This window comes from Synechococcus sp. MU1611 (genome assembly GCF_020514255.1).
Lineage (GTDB): Bacteria > Cyanobacteriota > Cyanobacteriia > PCC-6307 > Cyanobiaceae > Parasynechococcus.
Window position 1 is genome coordinate 36106 of sequence record NZ_VTLC01000002.1, and the last position, 16273, is coordinate 52378.

The 16273-nt window shown below is 60.7% G+C and carries 13 protein-coding genes, 1 tRNA gene and 1 pseudogene; 9 read left to right on the forward strand and 6 right to left on the reverse strand.

Going from position 1 to position 16273, the window contains the following annotated elements; genetic code table 11:
- Nucleotides 1–97: 97 nt before the first annotated feature.
- The 3 genes from FZZ92_RS04675 to FZZ92_RS04685 form a co-directional block, all read right to left on the reverse strand.
- The gene (locus FZZ92_RS04675; protein WP_115025403.1) at nucleotides 98–1750 is read right to left on the reverse strand and encodes an iron uptake porin; all 1653 of its coding nucleotides are present in this window, start codon (nucleotides 1748–1750) and stop codon (nucleotides 98–100) included.
- A gap of 221 nt (nucleotides 1751–1971) precedes the next feature.
- Nucleotides 1972–3483, reverse strand: a complete 1512-nt coding sequence (locus FZZ92_RS04680; RefSeq protein ID WP_226422709.1) for an iron uptake porin — start codon at nucleotides 3481–3483, stop codon at nucleotides 1972–1974.
- A gap of 219 nt (nucleotides 3484–3702) precedes the next feature.
- Entirely contained in the window at nucleotides 3703–3843 is a 141-nt protein-coding gene (locus tag FZZ92_RS04685) for a hypothetical protein (RefSeq protein WP_226409869.1), read from the reverse strand.
- A gap of 70 nt (nucleotides 3844–3913) precedes the next feature.
- Between FZZ92_RS04685 and FZZ92_RS04690 the strand changes: the two genes are divergently transcribed.
- From FZZ92_RS04690 to FZZ92_RS04705, 4 genes are read left to right on the forward strand one after another with little or no spacing between them, the layout of a single operon-like run.
- Nucleotides 3914–5524, forward strand: a complete 1611-nt coding sequence (locus FZZ92_RS04690) for a glycosyltransferase family 39 protein (RefSeq protein ID WP_226422710.1) — start codon at nucleotides 3914–3916, stop codon at nucleotides 5522–5524.
- 23 nt (nucleotides 5525–5547) lie between these two features.
- Entirely contained in the window at nucleotides 5548–6678 is a 1131-nt protein-coding gene (locus FZZ92_RS04695) for a glycosyltransferase family 2 protein (protein WP_226422711.1), read from the forward strand.
- On the forward strand, nucleotides 6641–8176 hold the full coding sequence (locus tag FZZ92_RS04700; RefSeq protein ID WP_226422712.1) for a glycosyltransferase family 39 protein: 1536 nt from the start codon (nucleotides 6641–6643) through the stop codon (nucleotides 8174–8176). The genes FZZ92_RS04695 and FZZ92_RS04700 overlap by 38 nt, the downstream gene beginning before the upstream one ends.
- Nucleotides 8154–9602, forward strand: coding sequence for a DUF2079 domain-containing protein (locus FZZ92_RS04705; protein WP_226422713.1), 1449 nt, complete (start codon nucleotides 8154–8156; stop codon nucleotides 9600–9602). Before FZZ92_RS04700 ends, FZZ92_RS04705 begins: the two co-directional genes overlap by 23 nt.
- A 7-nt stretch (nucleotides 9603–9609) precedes the next feature.
- Here the strand turns inward: FZZ92_RS04705 and FZZ92_RS04710 are convergent.
- Nucleotides 9610–11100 (reverse strand): annotated as a pseudogene (locus FZZ92_RS04710) (DUF2079 domain-containing protein); the annotation flags it as partial.
- Between the two features lie 29 nt (nucleotides 11101–11129).
- The gene (locus FZZ92_RS04715) at nucleotides 11130–12065 is read right to left on the reverse strand and encodes a hypothetical protein (protein ID WP_226399062.1); all 936 of its coding nucleotides are present in this window, start codon (nucleotides 12063–12065) and stop codon (nucleotides 11130–11132) included.
- 87 nt (nucleotides 12066–12152) lie between these two features.
- Here FZZ92_RS04715 and FZZ92_RS04720 point away from each other — a divergent pair, with 87 nt between their 5' ends.
- Complete coding sequence (locus FZZ92_RS04720; RefSeq protein WP_226422714.1) at nucleotides 12153–12893, forward strand: hypothetical protein; 741 nt, start codon at nucleotides 12153–12155, stop codon at nucleotides 12891–12893.
- A gap of 53 nt (nucleotides 12894–12946) precedes the next feature.
- Here FZZ92_RS04720 and psbD read toward each other — a convergent pair whose 3' ends face one another.
- Nucleotides 12947–14002: a photosystem II D2 protein (photosystem q(a) protein) gene (gene psbD, locus FZZ92_RS04725; protein WP_166018486.1), complete on the reverse strand. Its 1056-nt coding sequence runs from the start codon at nucleotides 14000–14002 to the stop codon at nucleotides 12947–12949.
- Nucleotides 14003–14166: 164 nt separating this feature from the next.
- Here psbD and FZZ92_RS04730 point away from each other — a divergent pair, with 164 nt between their 5' ends.
- From FZZ92_RS04730 to FZZ92_RS04745, 4 genes are all read left to right on the forward strand, one after another.
- Nucleotides 14167–14430: a hypothetical protein gene (locus tag FZZ92_RS04730; protein ID WP_115095001.1), complete on the forward strand. Its 264-nt coding sequence runs from the start codon at nucleotides 14167–14169 to the stop codon at nucleotides 14428–14430.
- Nucleotides 14372–15109 carry an ABC transporter ATP-binding protein gene (locus FZZ92_RS04735; protein WP_226422715.1) on the forward strand — a complete coding sequence of 246 codons (738 nt, stop codon included), beginning with the start codon at nucleotides 14372–14374 and terminating at the stop codon, nucleotides 15107–15109. Before FZZ92_RS04730 ends, FZZ92_RS04735 begins: the two co-directional genes overlap by 59 nt.
- Nucleotides 15110–15125: 16 nt before the next feature.
- Nucleotides 15126–15197 (forward strand) — tRNA-Asn (locus tag FZZ92_RS04740).
- Between the two features lie 281 nt (nucleotides 15198–15478).
- Entirely contained in the window at nucleotides 15479–16267 is a 789-nt protein-coding gene (locus tag FZZ92_RS04745) for a response regulator transcription factor (RefSeq protein WP_115024390.1), read from the forward strand.
- Nucleotides 16268–16273 lie beyond the last annotated feature (6 nt).

A 16273-nucleotide genomic window follows, 5' to 3' on the forward strand; every position in this document is an offset into this window, starting at 1 on the left:
CGCGGAACAACCATAAAAAAAGCCCTCCGCAGGGAAGGGCTTGATGTGTGTGTGAGGGAAGCTGTTCTGATGGCCCAACCAAGATCAGGCCAAGAGATCAGAACTTGAAGGTGGTCTGAACCAGGCCACCGAAGACGCCGAGGGACTTGTAGTCGCCATTGACGTTCTGGGTTTCGTCACCGAAAGGACGGCTGAGCCAGTAGATGGCTGGGGTGATCTGGATGTTGTCGGTGACCTGGAAGCTGTACCAGAGCTCCATGGCGTAACCGCCATCAGCCACAAAGCCATCCTCGACGTCGTAAACGAACTGGGGCTGACCCACGGCATAACCCAGAGCATTGCCTTCAAGAAGGACATCGTTCCAGGTGAGGCCCACCATCCAGCTGGCCATGCCGCGCTTGTTGGTGGCGTCATCCCAATCGCTATTGCCGCTCAGGAAGGACTTACCCACACCAGCGCTGATGGAAGGCATCCAACCAGAATCTTCGGGACGCCAGAAGCCATGCAGCGAGACGCTGTTGCTTTGTGCACCGGAGCGCACGCTTTCACCATCAGCGTTAGTAACGGTGCAAGGGGTGCCGAACTTGTCGCCAACGGCATACTCCGTACCGGTGCGGAACTTGGCGCCGCACTGGCCGTAGCGATAACCGGCGGCAAAGCCCCACTGCTTGTTGCCATAGGCAATCTGAGTGGTGATGTTGCCTTCAGAGTTGTCGGTCATGAAGCCACCCGTGTTGGGGTTGCTGTCATTGGCCTCACCGGAGTCAGCAACGTAGTTCGCAGCGACGGTGAAGTAGGGGTTGCCCTTCTCCACCTGCTTCTTGTTGCTGTAGACGGCACCGAAGCCACCACCGGTTTCCTTGTTCCAGACGCCGGGGGTACCCAGGGAACCACCGAAGAAATCGAGGATTTTGGTGCCGCCTTTGGCGTAAGCCGTGGCCTTGTAGCCCATCATCTCGGTGTTCCGGGTCAGAGGACCGACCTGGATGGTGAAGCTGTCGCCGAGGGGGAAGCGGTAGTAGATACGATCAATCTCGACGATGTTGCCGCCAGGAGCAGCAGTGTCGAGTTTGTTCAAGCTGACGCCGTTGCCGTCCCACACGCTGGTGTCGCCCATGTTGCCCGCACGCAGGCGGGTGTAGAGCAGATCCTTACCGCTGAAGGAGGTCTTCAGGCCAAGACGGAGGTCGTAGCTGAAGGAGAAGCCGCCGTAATCAGCGTTGTAGGCATCACGTGCACCTTTCTCGCCACCCGTGTTGTAGTTGTCACCTTTGGCGCGTGTCGCACCAGCGACCCAGACGGTTTTGGCTTTGAGTTTGGTGGTGGTGGAGAACTGGGTTGCTTCCAGTTCGCCAACACGGGCCTCGAGGCCGTCAACGCGACCCTTGAGGATGGCCAGCTCGGTTTCGAATTCCTTGAGCAGGCGACGCAACTCGTCGGTCACTTCAGTGATCCGGTCGAGGCAAGCGTTCAGCAGGGCAGCCGCTTCGTAGCGGGTCATGGCCCGGTTGCCACGGAAGGTGCCGTTGGGGTAGCCGGCCACGCAGCCGTACTGCTCCACCAGGTTCGCCAGAGCCTGATAAGCCCAGTCGGTGGGGTAGACGTCGGAGAATTGGGTGACGCTGGTCACCTGATCAGCGGAAGAGGCGTAATCAGAAACGCCGTTGATGTTCAGCTCGGCGGCATTAGCGCCACTGGCCAGAAGGCCAAGGGCAGCAGGAGCCACCAGCAGTTGCTGGAAAAGCTTCATTTGGGTTCTCACACCAAGAGAAAAGTGCCGGCAAGACATGCCAGCGGACTCACGCTATGGGCACGACTTCGCCCTGGCAGTAAGGGCAACTCAAGAGTTGTTTAGGTATCGGTTAAGACCATCTACCAAGCGTTAAGCCGCAAAAAAAAGCTCCCCACCGAAGTGGAGAGCTGAAATTTCTGAATGGATTGAGACTCCATAAAGAGCCTCGGAACCAGTGATCAGAACTTGAACTGAGTCTTGATCAGACCGCTCATGGCGTTCAAGCCACTGGAGTCCTGAGAAGGGAAGGGCTTGCTCAGGTAGGTGATGGCAGGGGTGACGGTGATGTTGTCGGTGACCTGGAACTTGTAGAAGAATTCCCAGGCGTAGCCAGCACCTTCGGTGTAGTCGTCGTCGTCGACAGACACGATGTAGGTGGGCTGGCCGACGGCCATACCGAAGGAGTTTCCTTCCAGGAAGACGTCATCCCACTCGAGACCCACATACCAGGAGTTGGTGTAGGCGTCGGTGCCGTTGTTGGCTTCGAGCCAGGTGCCGCCGTAGCCGGCACTGATGGAAGGAATCCAGCCGGAATCTTCAGGGGTCCACCAGGCACTCAGGCCAACGGAGTTGGACTGGCCACCGACGTAGGAGATGGCAGCAGCTTCATAGTTGGCATTGCCCTGGTAGAGGCCAACGCCGTTTTCGCTGGAGGCCTTGGTGTAAGCAGCAGCGATACCCCAGTTCTCAGGAGCGTAAGCAAGCTGAGTTGTGGCACTGAAGCCTGCACCATTGGTTCCGATGCCACCCGTGTTGGGGTTGCTGTCGTTGCCGTTGATCGACAGGTAGCTGGTGGAGATGCTGAAGTCATCGGACTTCCAGTACACACCAGCACCAGCGCCGAGAGCCAGGTTATAAGCACCAGGCGCGCCGGCGTAGGTGAAGAAGTCATACGTCATGGCAGACGGATAGGCGCTAGGCCACACCGGCAGCATGTCGTCCATACGGACCATGGGGCCGCCAACCACGGTGAAGTCATCACCGATGGGGAAGCTGTAGTACATACGGTTGACAACCACGGCGTTGTCGGAGTTAAAGCCGTACTCCTGGGCAAAGATGCCGTTGCCGCCGTAGACGTTGCTCATGTTGCCTGCACGCAGGCGGGTGTAGAGCAGGTCCTTACCGGTGAAGCTGGTCTCCAGGTTCAACGCCAGGTTGTAGCTGAAGGAAGTACCACCTTCAAGAGCTGCGGCGGCATCGCTGCCGTCGCCGTGGAATTTGGCAGCACCAAAGACCCAGTCAGCCTTACCCTTCAGCTTGGTGGTGGTGGAGAACTGGGTTGCTTCCAGTTCGCCAACACGAGCCTCGAGGCCGTCAACGCGACCCTTGAGGATGGCCAGCTCGGTTTCGAATTCCTTGAGCAGGCGACGCAGCTCGTCGGTCACTTCAGTGATCCGGTCGAGGCAAGCGTTCAACAGGGCAGCCGCTTCGTAGCGGGTCATGGCCCGGTTGCCACGGAAGGTGCCGTTGGGGTAGCCAGCCACGCAGCCGTACTGCTCCACCAGGTTCGCCAGAGCCTGATAGGCCCAGTCGGTGGGGTAGACGTCGGAGAACTGGGTGACGCTGGTCACCTGATCAGCGGAAGCCGCGTAATCAGAAACGCCGTTGATGTTCAGCTCGGCGGCATTAGCGCCACTGGCCAGAAGGCCAAGGGCGGCAGGAGCCACCAGCAGTTGCTGGAAAAGCTTCATTGAATTCCTCACACAGGAAATAGGCGCAACTACGCCATCTCCAGATTTTGAGAGGCAGCCATCGAACATCCAAGTCGACTTGTGCCGGTCTTTACATCGACATGTATCAACGACGACTGTTTGGGCCGAGCAGAGGGCTCTTAAAAACGATGCCCCCGTCCGGTAAACCGAGCGGGGGCTCTCGCCGGGTCCGCTTTTGCCGCGGAACCGGATGATCAGTCAGAAGGCGCCGTTCAGCCGGCGTTCTCCGCGATCAGCAGACCCTGAATCAAACAACTGGAAATCATGGACACCTCCTCCTGAAGGATTGTGAATGCCGGCCACGCCTTCGGAATTGTGTTCGCTTCCCGAAGGAAGCATTCACCACTCCACGTCGCTGCATCCTGAACACCCGGACCATACTCAGTTTTTGATGCGATGAGGAGCACCCATGCGCTCCGGCTCAGCTCCTGACTCAGCCCCCTGGATCGCATTGATTGGTCTCGGCTTTGTCGCTGCCGTTCTTGCTCTGATTGGCCTCGGGGATCTCCCCCTACGGGACTTCGATGAGGCCACCGTGGCAAGGGTGGCCCTCGAAGTTCGCCACGGACTCGGTGAAGCCCCGTTGCTGCCCACCCTCTGGGGCGCGCCGTACCTCAACAAGGCACCAGGACTGCACAGCCTGATCGCACTGGTGATCGGCGCGACGACGCAGCCCAACCAGCTCCCCTCGGAGTGGACCATCCGGCTGGCGCCGGCCTTGCTGTCTTGCTTGGTGGTCCCCCTCGGAGGTTGGCTGCAATGGACGCTGCGGCCTGGAGATCGCTCCAGCGCCATCGCCACCAGCGTGATCCTGCTATCGCTGCTCCCAGTGGCTCGGCACGGACGCCTGGCCATGCTGGATGGCACGCAGCTGACGGCCATGGCTCTGCTGTGGTTGGCCTTGCTGCAACTCAACCAAAGCCGATGGAGCGGCCTCTGGGGAGTGGTGGCCGGCCTGATGGCCAGCGCGATGCTGCTGCTCAAGGCACCCCTGCTGGTGCCCTCGGCCGTGGCCGCCGGCCTGGCGCTGGTCTGGGGCCAGGAATGGAAAGCCTGGAACAACCGTGCCACGGCTTGCACTGGGTTCATGCTGGGGCTGGTACCGGGAATGGGCTGGCATCTGTGGCATGCCCACATCCGGGGGGCCGAGGCGCTCTGGCTCTGGGGTGGTGATGGCGCAGGGCGGGTTCTGCTGGATGCAGGCGAAGGCAGTGATCTGGGGTGGCGAGTCCCCGTGATCGAAATCGTGGAGGGGGGCTGGCCCTGGTTGCCCCTGGTGCCCTTTGCCCTGATCTGGGCCTGGCGGTGGCGCCAGAGCCGCTGGGGACGATGGTCACTGGCCAGCCTGCTCACCCTGGCTGGAGCAATTCTGCCGCTACGCACCCAGCTTCCCTGGTACAGCCACCCGCTCTGGCTGCCGATCGCCCTCCTCTGCGCGCCGCTGCTGGTCTGGCTGGTGGAGCGACCCTCCTCGTCTTCAGTTTCACCGGATTCAGTTTCACCGGACAGCCCAAGGCCACCCTGCCGCTGGCTGCTGTTGCAGCTTCCATCGTTTTGGTGCGGACTCGGCCTGCTCCTCCTGCTGCTGTGGCTGAGCAGTTTCAGCAACATCGGCAGCAGCCTTGCGCCCTATCGCGGACTAGCGGCCGTACTGGGCCTCGGCTGGTGTAGCGGCGGATGGTGGCTGCGATCCGCCTCCCCGGGTCAACGGCGCCTCGGGGTGATCAGCCTGGCCTGCGGCAATGTGGCGGCTCTGGCCCTGCTGTTTCACTCCCCACTGTGGTTGTGGGAACTCAACGAAACCTGGCCAGTGCGACCCGTTGCAGCCTTAGCCCGAGACAACTCTGGAACTGAGTTAACTCTGAAGGGCTACGACGAACGTCCCAGCCTGAACTGGTACGCCGAACAACGTATCCCGCGTTTCAAAGGTGGAAGGAGTCGGCGTCTCAGCGACAAACCTCAGGAGAACTGCATCATCGAGGGCCAAACGGGGCAGTGGAGCCTGGCCGACTGTCGGTAGCCTGAGCCGGACTGGAGCGCACTGTGTCGTCCACCGCGGAACGTGAAGGACAGACAAGCCACAGCGGCCTGTCCATCGTGCTGCCCACTTTCAACGAAGGCGGGTCGATCCGCCAGGTGATCGAATCACTGTTGCGGCTGGGGACCGATCATCCGCTCGAGATCCTGGTCGTCGATGACGATTCCCGGGACGGGACCCCTGATCTGGTGCGCAGTCTGGCCCGTCAGGACCCCAGGATCCGGATCATTCAGCGGGTGGGACGCTCCGGACTCGCCAGCGCCATCAAAGAAGGACTCATCGCAGCCCTCTATTCCACCGCCGTGGTGATGGATAGCGATGGCCAGCACGAGCCCAGTTCCGTTGGGGAGGCAGTGCAGCTGCTTGAACGCGACGACCTGGATTTGGTCGCGGGGAGCCGATTCCTGGACCACTCCGAAATTCGCGGCCTCAGTGATCGACGCACCGATGGTTCCACCCTCGCCAACCGTCTGGCCCGTTGGAGTCTTCCAAGGTCCTATCGGCACCTGACCGATTGCATGAGCGGATTCATGGTGCTGCGGCTCAACAGCTGTCTACCGCTGGTGCGCCAGGTGGACGTCAACGGCTTCAAATTCTTCTACGAGCTCCTGGCGATCAGCAGCGGCCGCCTGCAGGTGGGTGAAATCCCGCTGAGCTTTCAGCCGCGTTTGCATGGCAACTCCAAGCTCGACCTCGCCATCCTCTGGGACTTCCTGGTGTCCCTGATTCACACCGCAACCCTGCGGCTGCTGCCGCGGCGGGCGATCAGCTTCGGGCTTGTTGGCGCCTCGGGTGTGGTGGTTCAGCTGATGTCCACCGCTCTGCTGATGGGCCTGCTCAACCTCTCGTTTCAGCAGGCTCTGCCAGTGGCCGTGATCACAGCAGCAAGCTCGAACTATCTGGTAAACAACGCTCTCACTTTTCGCGATCGGCGTCAGAGCGGACGGCACCTGATCCGGGGGTTGCTGAAGTTCCTGCTGGTGGCCTCCCTGCCGGCACTTGCCAACGTCGGCCTGGCCACCAGTTTTTACACCCTGATCCAGGCCCATGCGCTCTGGGCCCAATTAGCGGGCATTGTTGTCGTCTACGTCTGGAACTATGCGGCTTCATCCCGCTTTGTCTGGAATAGCCCCTAGGCCGGCCTGGCTGCCCATCGGCCTGGGAAGCCTGCTGCGGCTGGTGCAGATCTGGATGCCGGTGCTCGGCATTCACAGCTGGCGGCAGGCCGACACGGCAGCCATGGCTAGGCATTTCAGCCAGGCGGGCACACCGATCTGGCTGCCTCAGATCGACTGGAGTGGGGCCAGTGCCGGCTTTGTGGAGTCGGAATTTCCCATCTACCCCTTTCTGGTGAGCCGCCTCTACACCCTGATGGGCGTGCAGGAATGGCTGGGTCGCGGTCTGTCGGTGCTCTGCAGCGGGCTGACCATCTGGCTGGTGATGCGACTCGGCCGGCGTTGGTTTAGCCCCGAAGCCGGTTGGTGGGCTGGCTTGGCCTTTGCCATCGCACCCTTGGGGGTGTATTTCGGGCGCGCCTTCCAAGCCGAAGCCCTGCTGCTGCTCTGTGCCGCAGGGGCCCTGGAAAGCCTGAGCCTTTGGCGTGAACAACGATTGCCATGGGCTCTAGCGCTGAGCTGGCTTTGCTTCACCACAGCGGGCTTGATCAAGGTGATTCCCCTGCTCTGGCTGGGACTTCCCCTGCTGATGGTGCAACTCAGCACCAACCCCCAGAACCATGCCACCCCTTGGCAAACCCTGCTCAGTCGCTTGATGCGACTGCTAAGGCATCCAGGGTTTTGGTTTTACATCAGCACCAGCCTTGGGGCGATCGCCGGCTGGTACTGGCATGCCCATCAACTGGGACAAGCCAGTGGCCTGAGCTTTGGGTTCTGGGGGTCGGGAGCCGATCGCAGCAGCCTCAGTCTTCTGTTGGACCTCAACGGTTGGATCAACCTTCTGCTGCGGATTGGCCTGCGTCTCCTGGCACTTGTGGGAGTGCCCTTCCTGCTGCTCGGCCTCAGGGCGAGCTGGCGCAGCGGTGGCGGACAGATCGCCATCAGCGGACTGCTGGGCGTTCTGCTCTGCACAATCGCCACCATGCGCTCAAGCACGATTCATGAGTATTACCAGCTGCCGCTGCTTCTGTTCAGCTCTCCGCTCATCGGCCTCGGCTGGCAGACCTGGAAAGAGCATCGCCCCCGCTGGCAACGTCGGCTGTTGCTCAACCTTGCCCTGGTGGTGAGTCTCACGGTGCTCTCGCTGGATTACTGGGCCGTGGAGCATCGGCAACGTCAGGCATGGATGCCCCTAGCCCTCACCATCCGCAGGGATCTGCCGATCGACGCACGGATCGTGAGTGTCACCAGCACCGATCCAACCTTGCTCAACCTGGCCCGCCGTCAGGGCTGGCTGATCTCCAGCAAGCAACTCACACCGGAGCGGATCCAGCGCTGGAAGAAGGCCGGAGCCAGCCATCTCGCCGGCAGCTTCGTGTGGGACAAGACCTACCGGCCGATGCCGGAGCAGCGGCAACGAATTCTGCGGGAGATGGTGGATTCAAGCCCTGGCGCCTGGGTGGACCCGCGCAGCCAGACCTACCTGATTCCGATTGATGAGCTCCACCCCCAGGGCTGAATCCCAACCATCGCTCCCCCCTAGCTGCCCCCAGCTGCTGGTGGTCTTGAGTGCAGGCCTGGGCCTGCTTCTCTGGGGTGTTGCGGCGGCGCGGCATGGCCTGCTCCAAAGCAATGCCTACGACCTCGGACTGTTCGACCAATGGGCCTGGCTGATCGGATCTGGAGCCGCACCGATCTCCTCGATGGAGCAGGTGCATGTGCTGGCCGACCACGGAGCTTGGATGCTGTATTTGGCCGGGGGGGCCTATCGGATGTTGCCCAGCCTGCATTGGCTCTTGGCCAGTCAGGCCCTGGCCCTGAGCTTCACAGCGCTGCCGATCTGGTGGCTGGCTGAGCAAGCCGGGTTATCGCGACGACGCTGCTGGCTGGCTTGCAGCCTCTGGTGGTTGCAGCCGGTGGTGTTCAACGCCGCTTTGTTTGATTTCCATCCCGAAACCTGGGTGATGCCCGCCTTTGCTCTGGCGCTCTGGGCCGAACGCGAAGGCCGCCCCCGGCTCTGGTTGGCACTGCTGCTGCTGCTGCTCGGCTGCCGCGATGGCCTTGTGCTGATCACATCCGGCATGGCCATCGATCTTGCGTGGCGCCGGCGTTGGCGCTGGAGCCTTGCGGCGGGCGGCCTAAGCATTGGATGGCTGCTCATCCTCAGCCGTTGGCTCTATCCACTGCTGCGGAACGGCGAAGGGCCCAAAGCCGCATCACGCATGTTCAGCCATTTAGGTGGCGATCCAACCACCGTTCTCAGTGGCCTTGATTGGAGCGGTGGTGCGGAATACCTGCTGCTGCTCTGCCTGCCCTGCATCTGGCTGTGGCGTCGGGGCTCCGTCAGCACACTGCTGATGGGGCTGCCCTTGGTGCTGGTGAATCTGCTCTCTGCGGCCGCCAGCTATCGGACCCTGGTGCATCACTACAGCCTGCCCCTGGCGGTGGTGGCCGTGGCGGCCTGCATCGATGGTCTGCAGCAGCAACACCAACCCCAGCGGACGTTTCCCTGGATGCTGTGCTGGGCTGTGGCCTGCTGGCTCGTGCTAGCCAAGCCCTGGTTCTTCACCGGGCCCTACCTGGCCCGACTGCCCCAGCTGCAGGCCGTTCACGAGGCCAAGGTCCTGATCCAACAAGAGGACGCGGTGCTCACCACCAGCTATCTGGTACCGCAGCTCAGCCAGCGCACCATCATCAGCTTCCCCAAGAAAAAGCAGAGCATGGCCCACGACGCTGCGGCCTGGAACGTGCTGCTGCTCAATCCCAGTGACCCGGGCTGGGGATCGAGCCGAAAGGTTCAAAAAAGCTTGCTTACTCAAGCCAGGGACAGGAACTGGACCTGTCGGAGCTGGCCATCGGGCCTGGAGCTGTGTCGAGCCCCTGCCGCTGCAAAACAACAGCCCCGCCATGGCAATGCACCAAGCGATAGTCACCCGACTCCTTGAGCTTCCGCAGTTCCCGCTTAATGCGCTGCTGTTTGTTGCGCGAACCCTTGAACACCTCAGCCAACGGCGTGTAGTAACCGGGCAGGGCGACAACCCAGTCCACCGGTTGAACGCGTCCCTGGCGATCGCGGTACTGAGCATGCCGAGGGAAACGAATCACCGCCTCCCGCTGGGCCAACAACGGCAGCACAGGCGTATCCGCAGCAACGCTGGCATTAGCTGGAATCAGAGCCACAGCCTGTGAAGCCGCCTGGCGGCGGTCCAGCATTTGCTGCGGTGACACATAGGCCCAAGGGGAAAAACTGTCGGGGATCACGGCCGAAAAGGTGCGATGCGGGTTAGCCACCAGCGTGAGCACAAGGCCAAGGGACAGGGCCCCGGTCCAACAGCGACGCAGCCACAACTTCGACCAGACCTCCGGGTGCCGTTGCCACCAGAGCACAGCACCGAGATAGAGCCCGGGTACCAGGGCAAGCACGTAGCGCAGCGTGACCGACAACGCCGATCGCCCCTGGGAGAGCAACGCAATCAGCAACGGAGCCAACATCAGCAAAGCCGCATCCACCGAGAGCAAGGGCACCAGCACGAGCGGCAGGCTCAACGCCAGCACAAAGCCGAGGGTTGCTCCCGGCGGCGACACCAAGGCGTCTAGCAAGGCCAAGGGCTGGCGCAGCATCGCCCAAAGCACAGCAACGGTTCCCCCCGAAGGATCGTCCACCAGATGGCCGAACTTCTCCTTGAGAAAGCGATCCGACAAGGAGGAGTCCACCATCGGTTGAATCCATCCGGTGACCAACACAACCCACGCAAAGGAAACGAGCATCAGCAGGGCGCCGGTGATGCGTTGACCGGGACGACGGACCAAGGCCCAAAGCCCGAGTGAAAACAGCAACAAACCACTGTCTTCTCGCACCAACAGCAACAAGGCACCAAACAGCAACACTCGCCAACGGCAGCCATCGAGCAGGCCTCCCACCACCAGGAACGCCAACAAAGGCAACCAAACCAGATCGTGAAAGTTCTCGAGGGCCGGACCGATCACCGCGCCACTGAGGAAGTAAGCCAGCGTGATCCGCTCCGCCAAGGGGCGCGGCAGTCGCGAGTCGGCCAATCTCCACAACACGAGCCCCGCGGCGGCGAGAAGCCCCACCTGAAGCAAAGGAAGCGCCCACATCCCGAACACAGCCACCAGGGGGGCCATGAGCACGGTGAGGACGTTGGCATGCTGCCCCAAGTGCAAGTAATCGATGGACGGAAGACCATCGCCGACCACCACCGCTCCGGACAACACGGATGAAAGGCTGCTTTCAAAAGGCCGCCCCTGAGCGGTGGCCCAGAGTTCCTGCAGAAACAGGGCTTGGTCATAGGTCGCGCTGAGGCTGAACAGCCGCCAGAGCTGCAACGCAAAGCAGATCAGGGCAAACAGGCCCGCCATCGCCAACACGTTGCGTGGCCACCGTGTCGTGGAGGGCGCATCAATGCCGCTGGGTCGACGCATGCAGCCGTCCTGGATGGATTTTGGGCAGGTTACGGAGCGTCCTGCACGGGGCCAAGCAGCACCCGCGTCCGCAGCAGCAAGAGATAGATCGACGCGTATAGCACCAGCTCACCCCACTCCTGATCCCTGTTGAGGATCACGTCGGAAAAGGTCCGCGTGGCAATGAAGAACGCCAGTGCAGAAACCGCCAGGAACAACGGCCAGCTGTAGGAAGCGGGGGTGAGGGCCCTGGTCACGGCCGCCATCGGCTCCGAACACTGTTTGGTTAGAGCTCGCATCCAGCGAGGCGCCAAAACCACAACAGCCAAAACCCCAAGGGTCGCGAAGAACGTGCCGACATCCAGTCGATCCTGAAACCAACCGATGTTGTGCAGGGTCGTCTCGTTCTGGGCATTGATCTCGTTCAACAAGGGCGGGGTCCGCCAACTGAAGATCACCTGACCCCAGGCGAGTTCCTCCATCAAGACCAGGGCGAGGCATCCGGCACCGATCTGGAACAGGCGCCCAGGTCGGCGTTCCTCCAGACGTGCATTCAAATCAGTGCCGATCAGCCAGGCCGCTCGGGTGGCGAGCACCAGGACAAGCACTTGGCTCCACTCGACCAGCCCCCCTTCGCCAAACACCAGATTTTTGTAGGCATCACGATCCGCCGAGCCGGTCTTCAGCGCCACCACAAGCAAAACCACAAGAGCCAGGAGCCCCCATACCGAGCGGGAACGCCCTTGATGAGCCAAGGGATCGGCAACCGACAGCAACCGCAGCAACCACTTGGAGCGGGCAGCCCAGATCGCCACGGCCGTAGTCACCCCCGCCAAGACAACCCAACCGAGATCCAGGGAAGATCCGCCAGACGAAGTGCTCACCAGTTGCACCACCACCGTCAGTAGAGACGCCGCCGCAATCACCACAAACAATCTGGTAACAGCGGTCTTGAGGCCGCGACCCCGTGTGTAGATCACTGCCACCAACCTGTCTCTTGCGCGAAGCGCAGGTTAAGCAGAGGTTTAGAACCGGAGAGCGGGGCCGATATTCGTCCTGCACACAAGCCAATCGTGACTCAGCAACCCAGTGCAGCGGACCAAAGCCAAGCAGGGATCATCCCCATCACGCCCCGGTCTGTCCGCAACCTACTAACGGCGATCACCGCAGGGTTTCTGGTGGCCCACTGCGTCGTTCAAGTGGGCATTTATGGCTTCGGGGCGGAGAAGCATTGGCTCGACAGCCTCAACATGGACCGGGAGCTCAACCTGCCCACCCTGTTCAGCAGCTCTCTGTTGCTGATATCAGCACTGTTGATGCAGCGACTGGGTCACAACAGCAACCCCGACGCAGGAGATGACTGGCGTTTGCTGTCCAAGATTTTCATCTTTCTGGCACTCGACGAAGCACTGCAGATTCACGAGATCCTGATCATTCCAGGGCTACGACACCAGGTGCACCCAGCCCTGGCATCCACCTGGGTGGTGCCCTACGCAGCCCTAGCCCTCATCATGCTCTGGAAATTTCGAAGCTTCCTCGGGTCGATCCCCAGAGCAACGGCAACAGGGTTGCTGCGTTCAGGCGCCGTCTATGTAGGCGGAGCCATTGGCATGGAGATGATCGGCAGCTTTGCTGTTCGATCGAGCCTGATCCGCCTGCATAGCCCCTGGTATGGCGCCATCACAGGTCTCGAAGAAGCACTGGAACTGGTTGGGATCATTCTTCTTATCGATGCGCTGATGCGTGCACTGCTTGCCCAACAGGACAGCGTCGACATCACTCTTCGTTTAACTGCCGCTCAAGACGACCAATAAACCAAAAAAAAAACCGCCCTGTTGGGCGGTTGATGGAAACAATCTTCTTGCGATCAAAGGGCGTTGCCGCGGGGCAGAACCTCTTCAGGGAAGACGAAGTTTTCGTGCGGCTGGTCAGCCGGTGCCATCCAGGCACGCAGACCTTCATTCAGAAGGATGTTCTTGGTGTAGAAGGTCTCAAATTCGGGATCCTCTGCAGCGCGGATTTCCTGTGACACGAAGTCATAGGCGCGCAGGTTGAGGGCCAAGCCGATGATGCCGATGGAGCTGGTCCACAGGCCCATCACAGGCACGAACAGCATGAAGAAGTGCAGCCAGCGCTTGTTGGAGAAGGCGATACCGAAGATCTGGCTCCAGAAGCGGTTGGCGGTGACCATGGAATAGGTCTCTTCTTCCTGAGTGGGCTCAAACGCCTTGAAGGTGTTGGCCTGCTCGCCGTCCTCAAACAGGGTGTTCTCCACGGTGGCGCCGTGAATGGCGCAGAGCAGTGCACCGCCGAGGATGCCGGCGACGCCCATCATGTGGAAGGGATTCAGGGTCCAGTTATGGAAGCCCTGGAGGAAGAGGAGGAAGCGGAAGATCGCTGCCACACCGAAGGAGGGCGCGAAGAACCAGCTGCTCTGGCCGAGGGGATACATCAGGAAGACACTGACGAACACCGCAATCGGACCGGAGAAGGCGATGGCGTTGTAAGGGCGGATGCCAACCAGACGAGCAATCTCGAACTGGCGAAGCATGAAGCCGATCAAAGCGAAGGCGCCGTGTAGAGCAACGAAGGCCCAAAGACCACCGAGCTGACACCAGCGAACAAAATCACCTTGGGCTTCAGGGCCCCAGAGGAGAAGCAAGCTGTGACCCATCGCATCAGCGGGGGTGGACACAGCAGCGGTAAGGAAGTTGCAACCTTCCAGGTACGAGGAGGCAATGCCGTGGGTGTACCAGGAGGTCACGAAAGTGGTGCCGGTCAGCCAGCCACCAATGGCCAAGTAGGCCGTTGGAAGGAGAAGGATGCCAGACCAGCCAATGAATACGAAGCGGTCGCGCTTGAGCCAGTCATCGAGGACGTCGAACCATCCCCGCTGTGGCGCGCGTCCTACAGCGATCGTCATGAGAGGTGCTTCATGATCCGTTACACGAGCGAGCCTAGGGGGGGATCGCCGAAATGGGGCGGCTCCCCGCACCCATTTGCAAGGGATGAGTAGAAATGCGCATTTCTGAACCGACGGGATGCCGCCCCCTCCGCGAAGATGACGCATCGATCTTTTCCAACGCTGTGTACGTCATCGAACTGGCCCTGCGCATGAGTCCTCTCCCTGTGTCTGTCCAGCGGAAAGAACTGGCTGATGCCGATGCGCTGTATCAGCAGATCCGCCAAGCCATCGACCACAGCCAACCCCGTCTCCTGGAGCTCACCTGCGAGAAAGTGGAAGGGAAAAAAGTGACGCTGCTGGTTAGTGAGGTTCTCGCTGTTCAGCTTTATGAGAAGGCTTCAGCGACGGGTGGCAGCAAGCGACCCGGCTTTTCCTTTGATTCCTGAAACCGCCACCGCTGAACTAAGCGTTGAGGCCGTCAGCCATCGTTGGCCGAACGGCCATCAGGCCCTCGATCGCTGCAACCTCGTGATCCCAGGCCCTGGCCTATGGATGCTTGTGGGAAGCAACGGAAGCGGCAAAAGCACCCTGTTCCGCCTGATTTCAAGACTTTTGGAACCGCAGAGCGGACAAATTCACTGCCGAACCAAAACTGCTCTGGTCTTTCAAAACCCCGACCATCAATTGTTGCTTCCCAGTTGCGGCAGTGACCTGATGCTCGGGATGGACTCCCAAGGGCTGGGGAGGCAACGCCAAAGCGCAGTGCGTGACCTGCTGAAACAGTTCGGCCTCGCTGAGATGGAGAACCGACCCATTCACAGCCTCAGCGGCGGCCAGAAACAACGCCTGGCCATCGCTGGAGCCCTGGCGAGTGACGCCGGCCTACTGCTGCTAGACGAGCCGACCGCCCTGCTGGACCCCGAGAGTCAGACCACGGTGCTGAATACCGTGCAACGCCTTTGCAGAGACGCTATCCAACCGATCACAGCCCTTTGGATCACCCACAGGCTGGGGGAGTTGAGCTTCGCTGACGGTGCAGCCCGCATGCGCGATGGTCGAATTGGCCCCTGGACGAGTGGAAGGGAACTGCAACGACGCTTGCAGGGCGGCGCATTCGAGAGGTAAGGTCTCCGGGAGCCATTCCTCGGTAGCTCAGCGGTAGAGCGGTCGACTGTTAATCGATTGGTCGCAGGTTCGAATCCCGCCCGGGGAGCTTTAAAGCCACAGCAGATGCTGTGGCTTTTTTATTGACAAAAAAAGGAATTTCGTGACGGGTGATTGCCCGAAGCGGAAGACTTCCTAAACAGCTGATCGAGAAACAAAACTAAAAAAGCCTTCACATCGCTGTCACTGCAGACGATCTCCTGCAACCAAGCCCATCACTGACTCGCCACCCAAAATCTGCAGACACTTGAAAAGCTTGAGAGAATCTGCTCAGCGTTAATCCCGACAGACAAGCGCTCCTTTTTCTCCAGCCGCATTGCCGCCGAACCAATGAAGCCTTGCATCCTGCTAATCGAAGATGACCAGGACATGCGCGACCTGGTGAGCGGTCATCTGGAGCACAGTGGTTTCGACGTGCAGCGCGCCGACGACGGCATCAAAGGTCAGGCCCTTGCTCTCCAGTACACCCCCGATCTGATCCTGCTGGATCTGATGCTGCCAAAGGTGGACGGTCTCACCCTTTGTCAGCGTCTGCGGCGAGATGAGCGCACAGCGGGAATACCGATCCTGATGCTTACAGCTCTGGGTGGCACCAAGGACAAAGTCAGCGGTTTCAATTCAGGTGCCGATGACTACCTGACCAAACCCTTCGATCTGGAGGAGCTTCAGGTCAGGGTCAAGGCCTTGCTGCGTCGCAGTGATCGTGCACCCGTTGGATCGAGCAATCACAACGAAATCCTCAGCTACGGCCCCCTCACCCTGGTGCCCGAGCGCTTTGAAGCCATTTGGTTCGATCAACCCGTGCGGCTCACGCACCTGGAGTTCGAACTTCTCCACTGTCTGCTCCAGCGTCACGGACAGACCGTGGCTCCCTCGTTGATCCTCAAGGAAGTCTGGGGCTACGAGCCTGATGACGACATTGAGACCATCCGTGTGCATGTCAGGCACTTGCGGACCAAGCTGGAACCCGATCCCCGCAAGCCACGGTTCATCAAGACGGTGTATGGAGCGGGCTACTGCCTGGAGCTCCCCACTAGCGCCCAGATGGATGGCCTTGAGGACGTCGTTGCGATGGCCCGCGAAGAACGCAAGCAGCAAGGGGATCGGGCCTCGGCCTGACCAGCT

Excerpts from the sequence above, each read along its gene's own strand:
- FZZ92_RS04690 (WP_226422710.1), top strand. The coding sequence starts at position 3,914 with ATGCGCTCCGGCTCAGCTCCTGACTCAGCCCCCTGGATCGCATTGATT.
- FZZ92_RS04745 (WP_115024390.1), top strand. The coding sequence starts at position 15,479 with ATGAAGCCTTGCATCCTGCTAATCGAAGATGACCAGGACATGCGCGAC.
- FZZ92_RS04700 (WP_226422712.1), top strand. The coding sequence starts at position 6,641 with ATGCGGCTTCATCCCGCTTTGTCTGGAATAGCCCCTAGGCCGGCCTGG.
- FZZ92_RS04705 (WP_226422713.1), top strand. The coding sequence starts at position 8,154 with ATGAGCTCCACCCCCAGGGCTGAATCCCAACCATCGCTCCCCCCTAGC.
- FZZ92_RS04735 (WP_226422715.1), top strand. The coding sequence starts at position 14,372 with ATGAGAAGGCTTCAGCGACGGGTGGCAGCAAGCGACCCGGCTTTTCCT.
- psbD (WP_166018486.1), bottom strand. The coding sequence starts at position 14,002 with ATGACGATCGCTGTAGGACGCGCGCCACAGCGGGGATGGTTCGACGTC.
- FZZ92_RS04680 (WP_226422709.1), bottom strand. The coding sequence starts at position 3,483 with ATGAAGCTTTTCCAGCAACTGCTGGTGGCTCCTGCCGCCCTTGGCCTT.
- FZZ92_RS04685 (WP_226409869.1), bottom strand. The coding sequence starts at position 3,843 with ATGCTTCCTTCGGGAAGCGAACACAATTCCGAAGGCGTGGCCGGCATT.
- FZZ92_RS04675 (WP_115025403.1), bottom strand. The coding sequence starts at position 1,750 with ATGAAGCTTTTCCAGCAACTGCTGGTGGCTCCTGCTGCCCTTGGCCTT.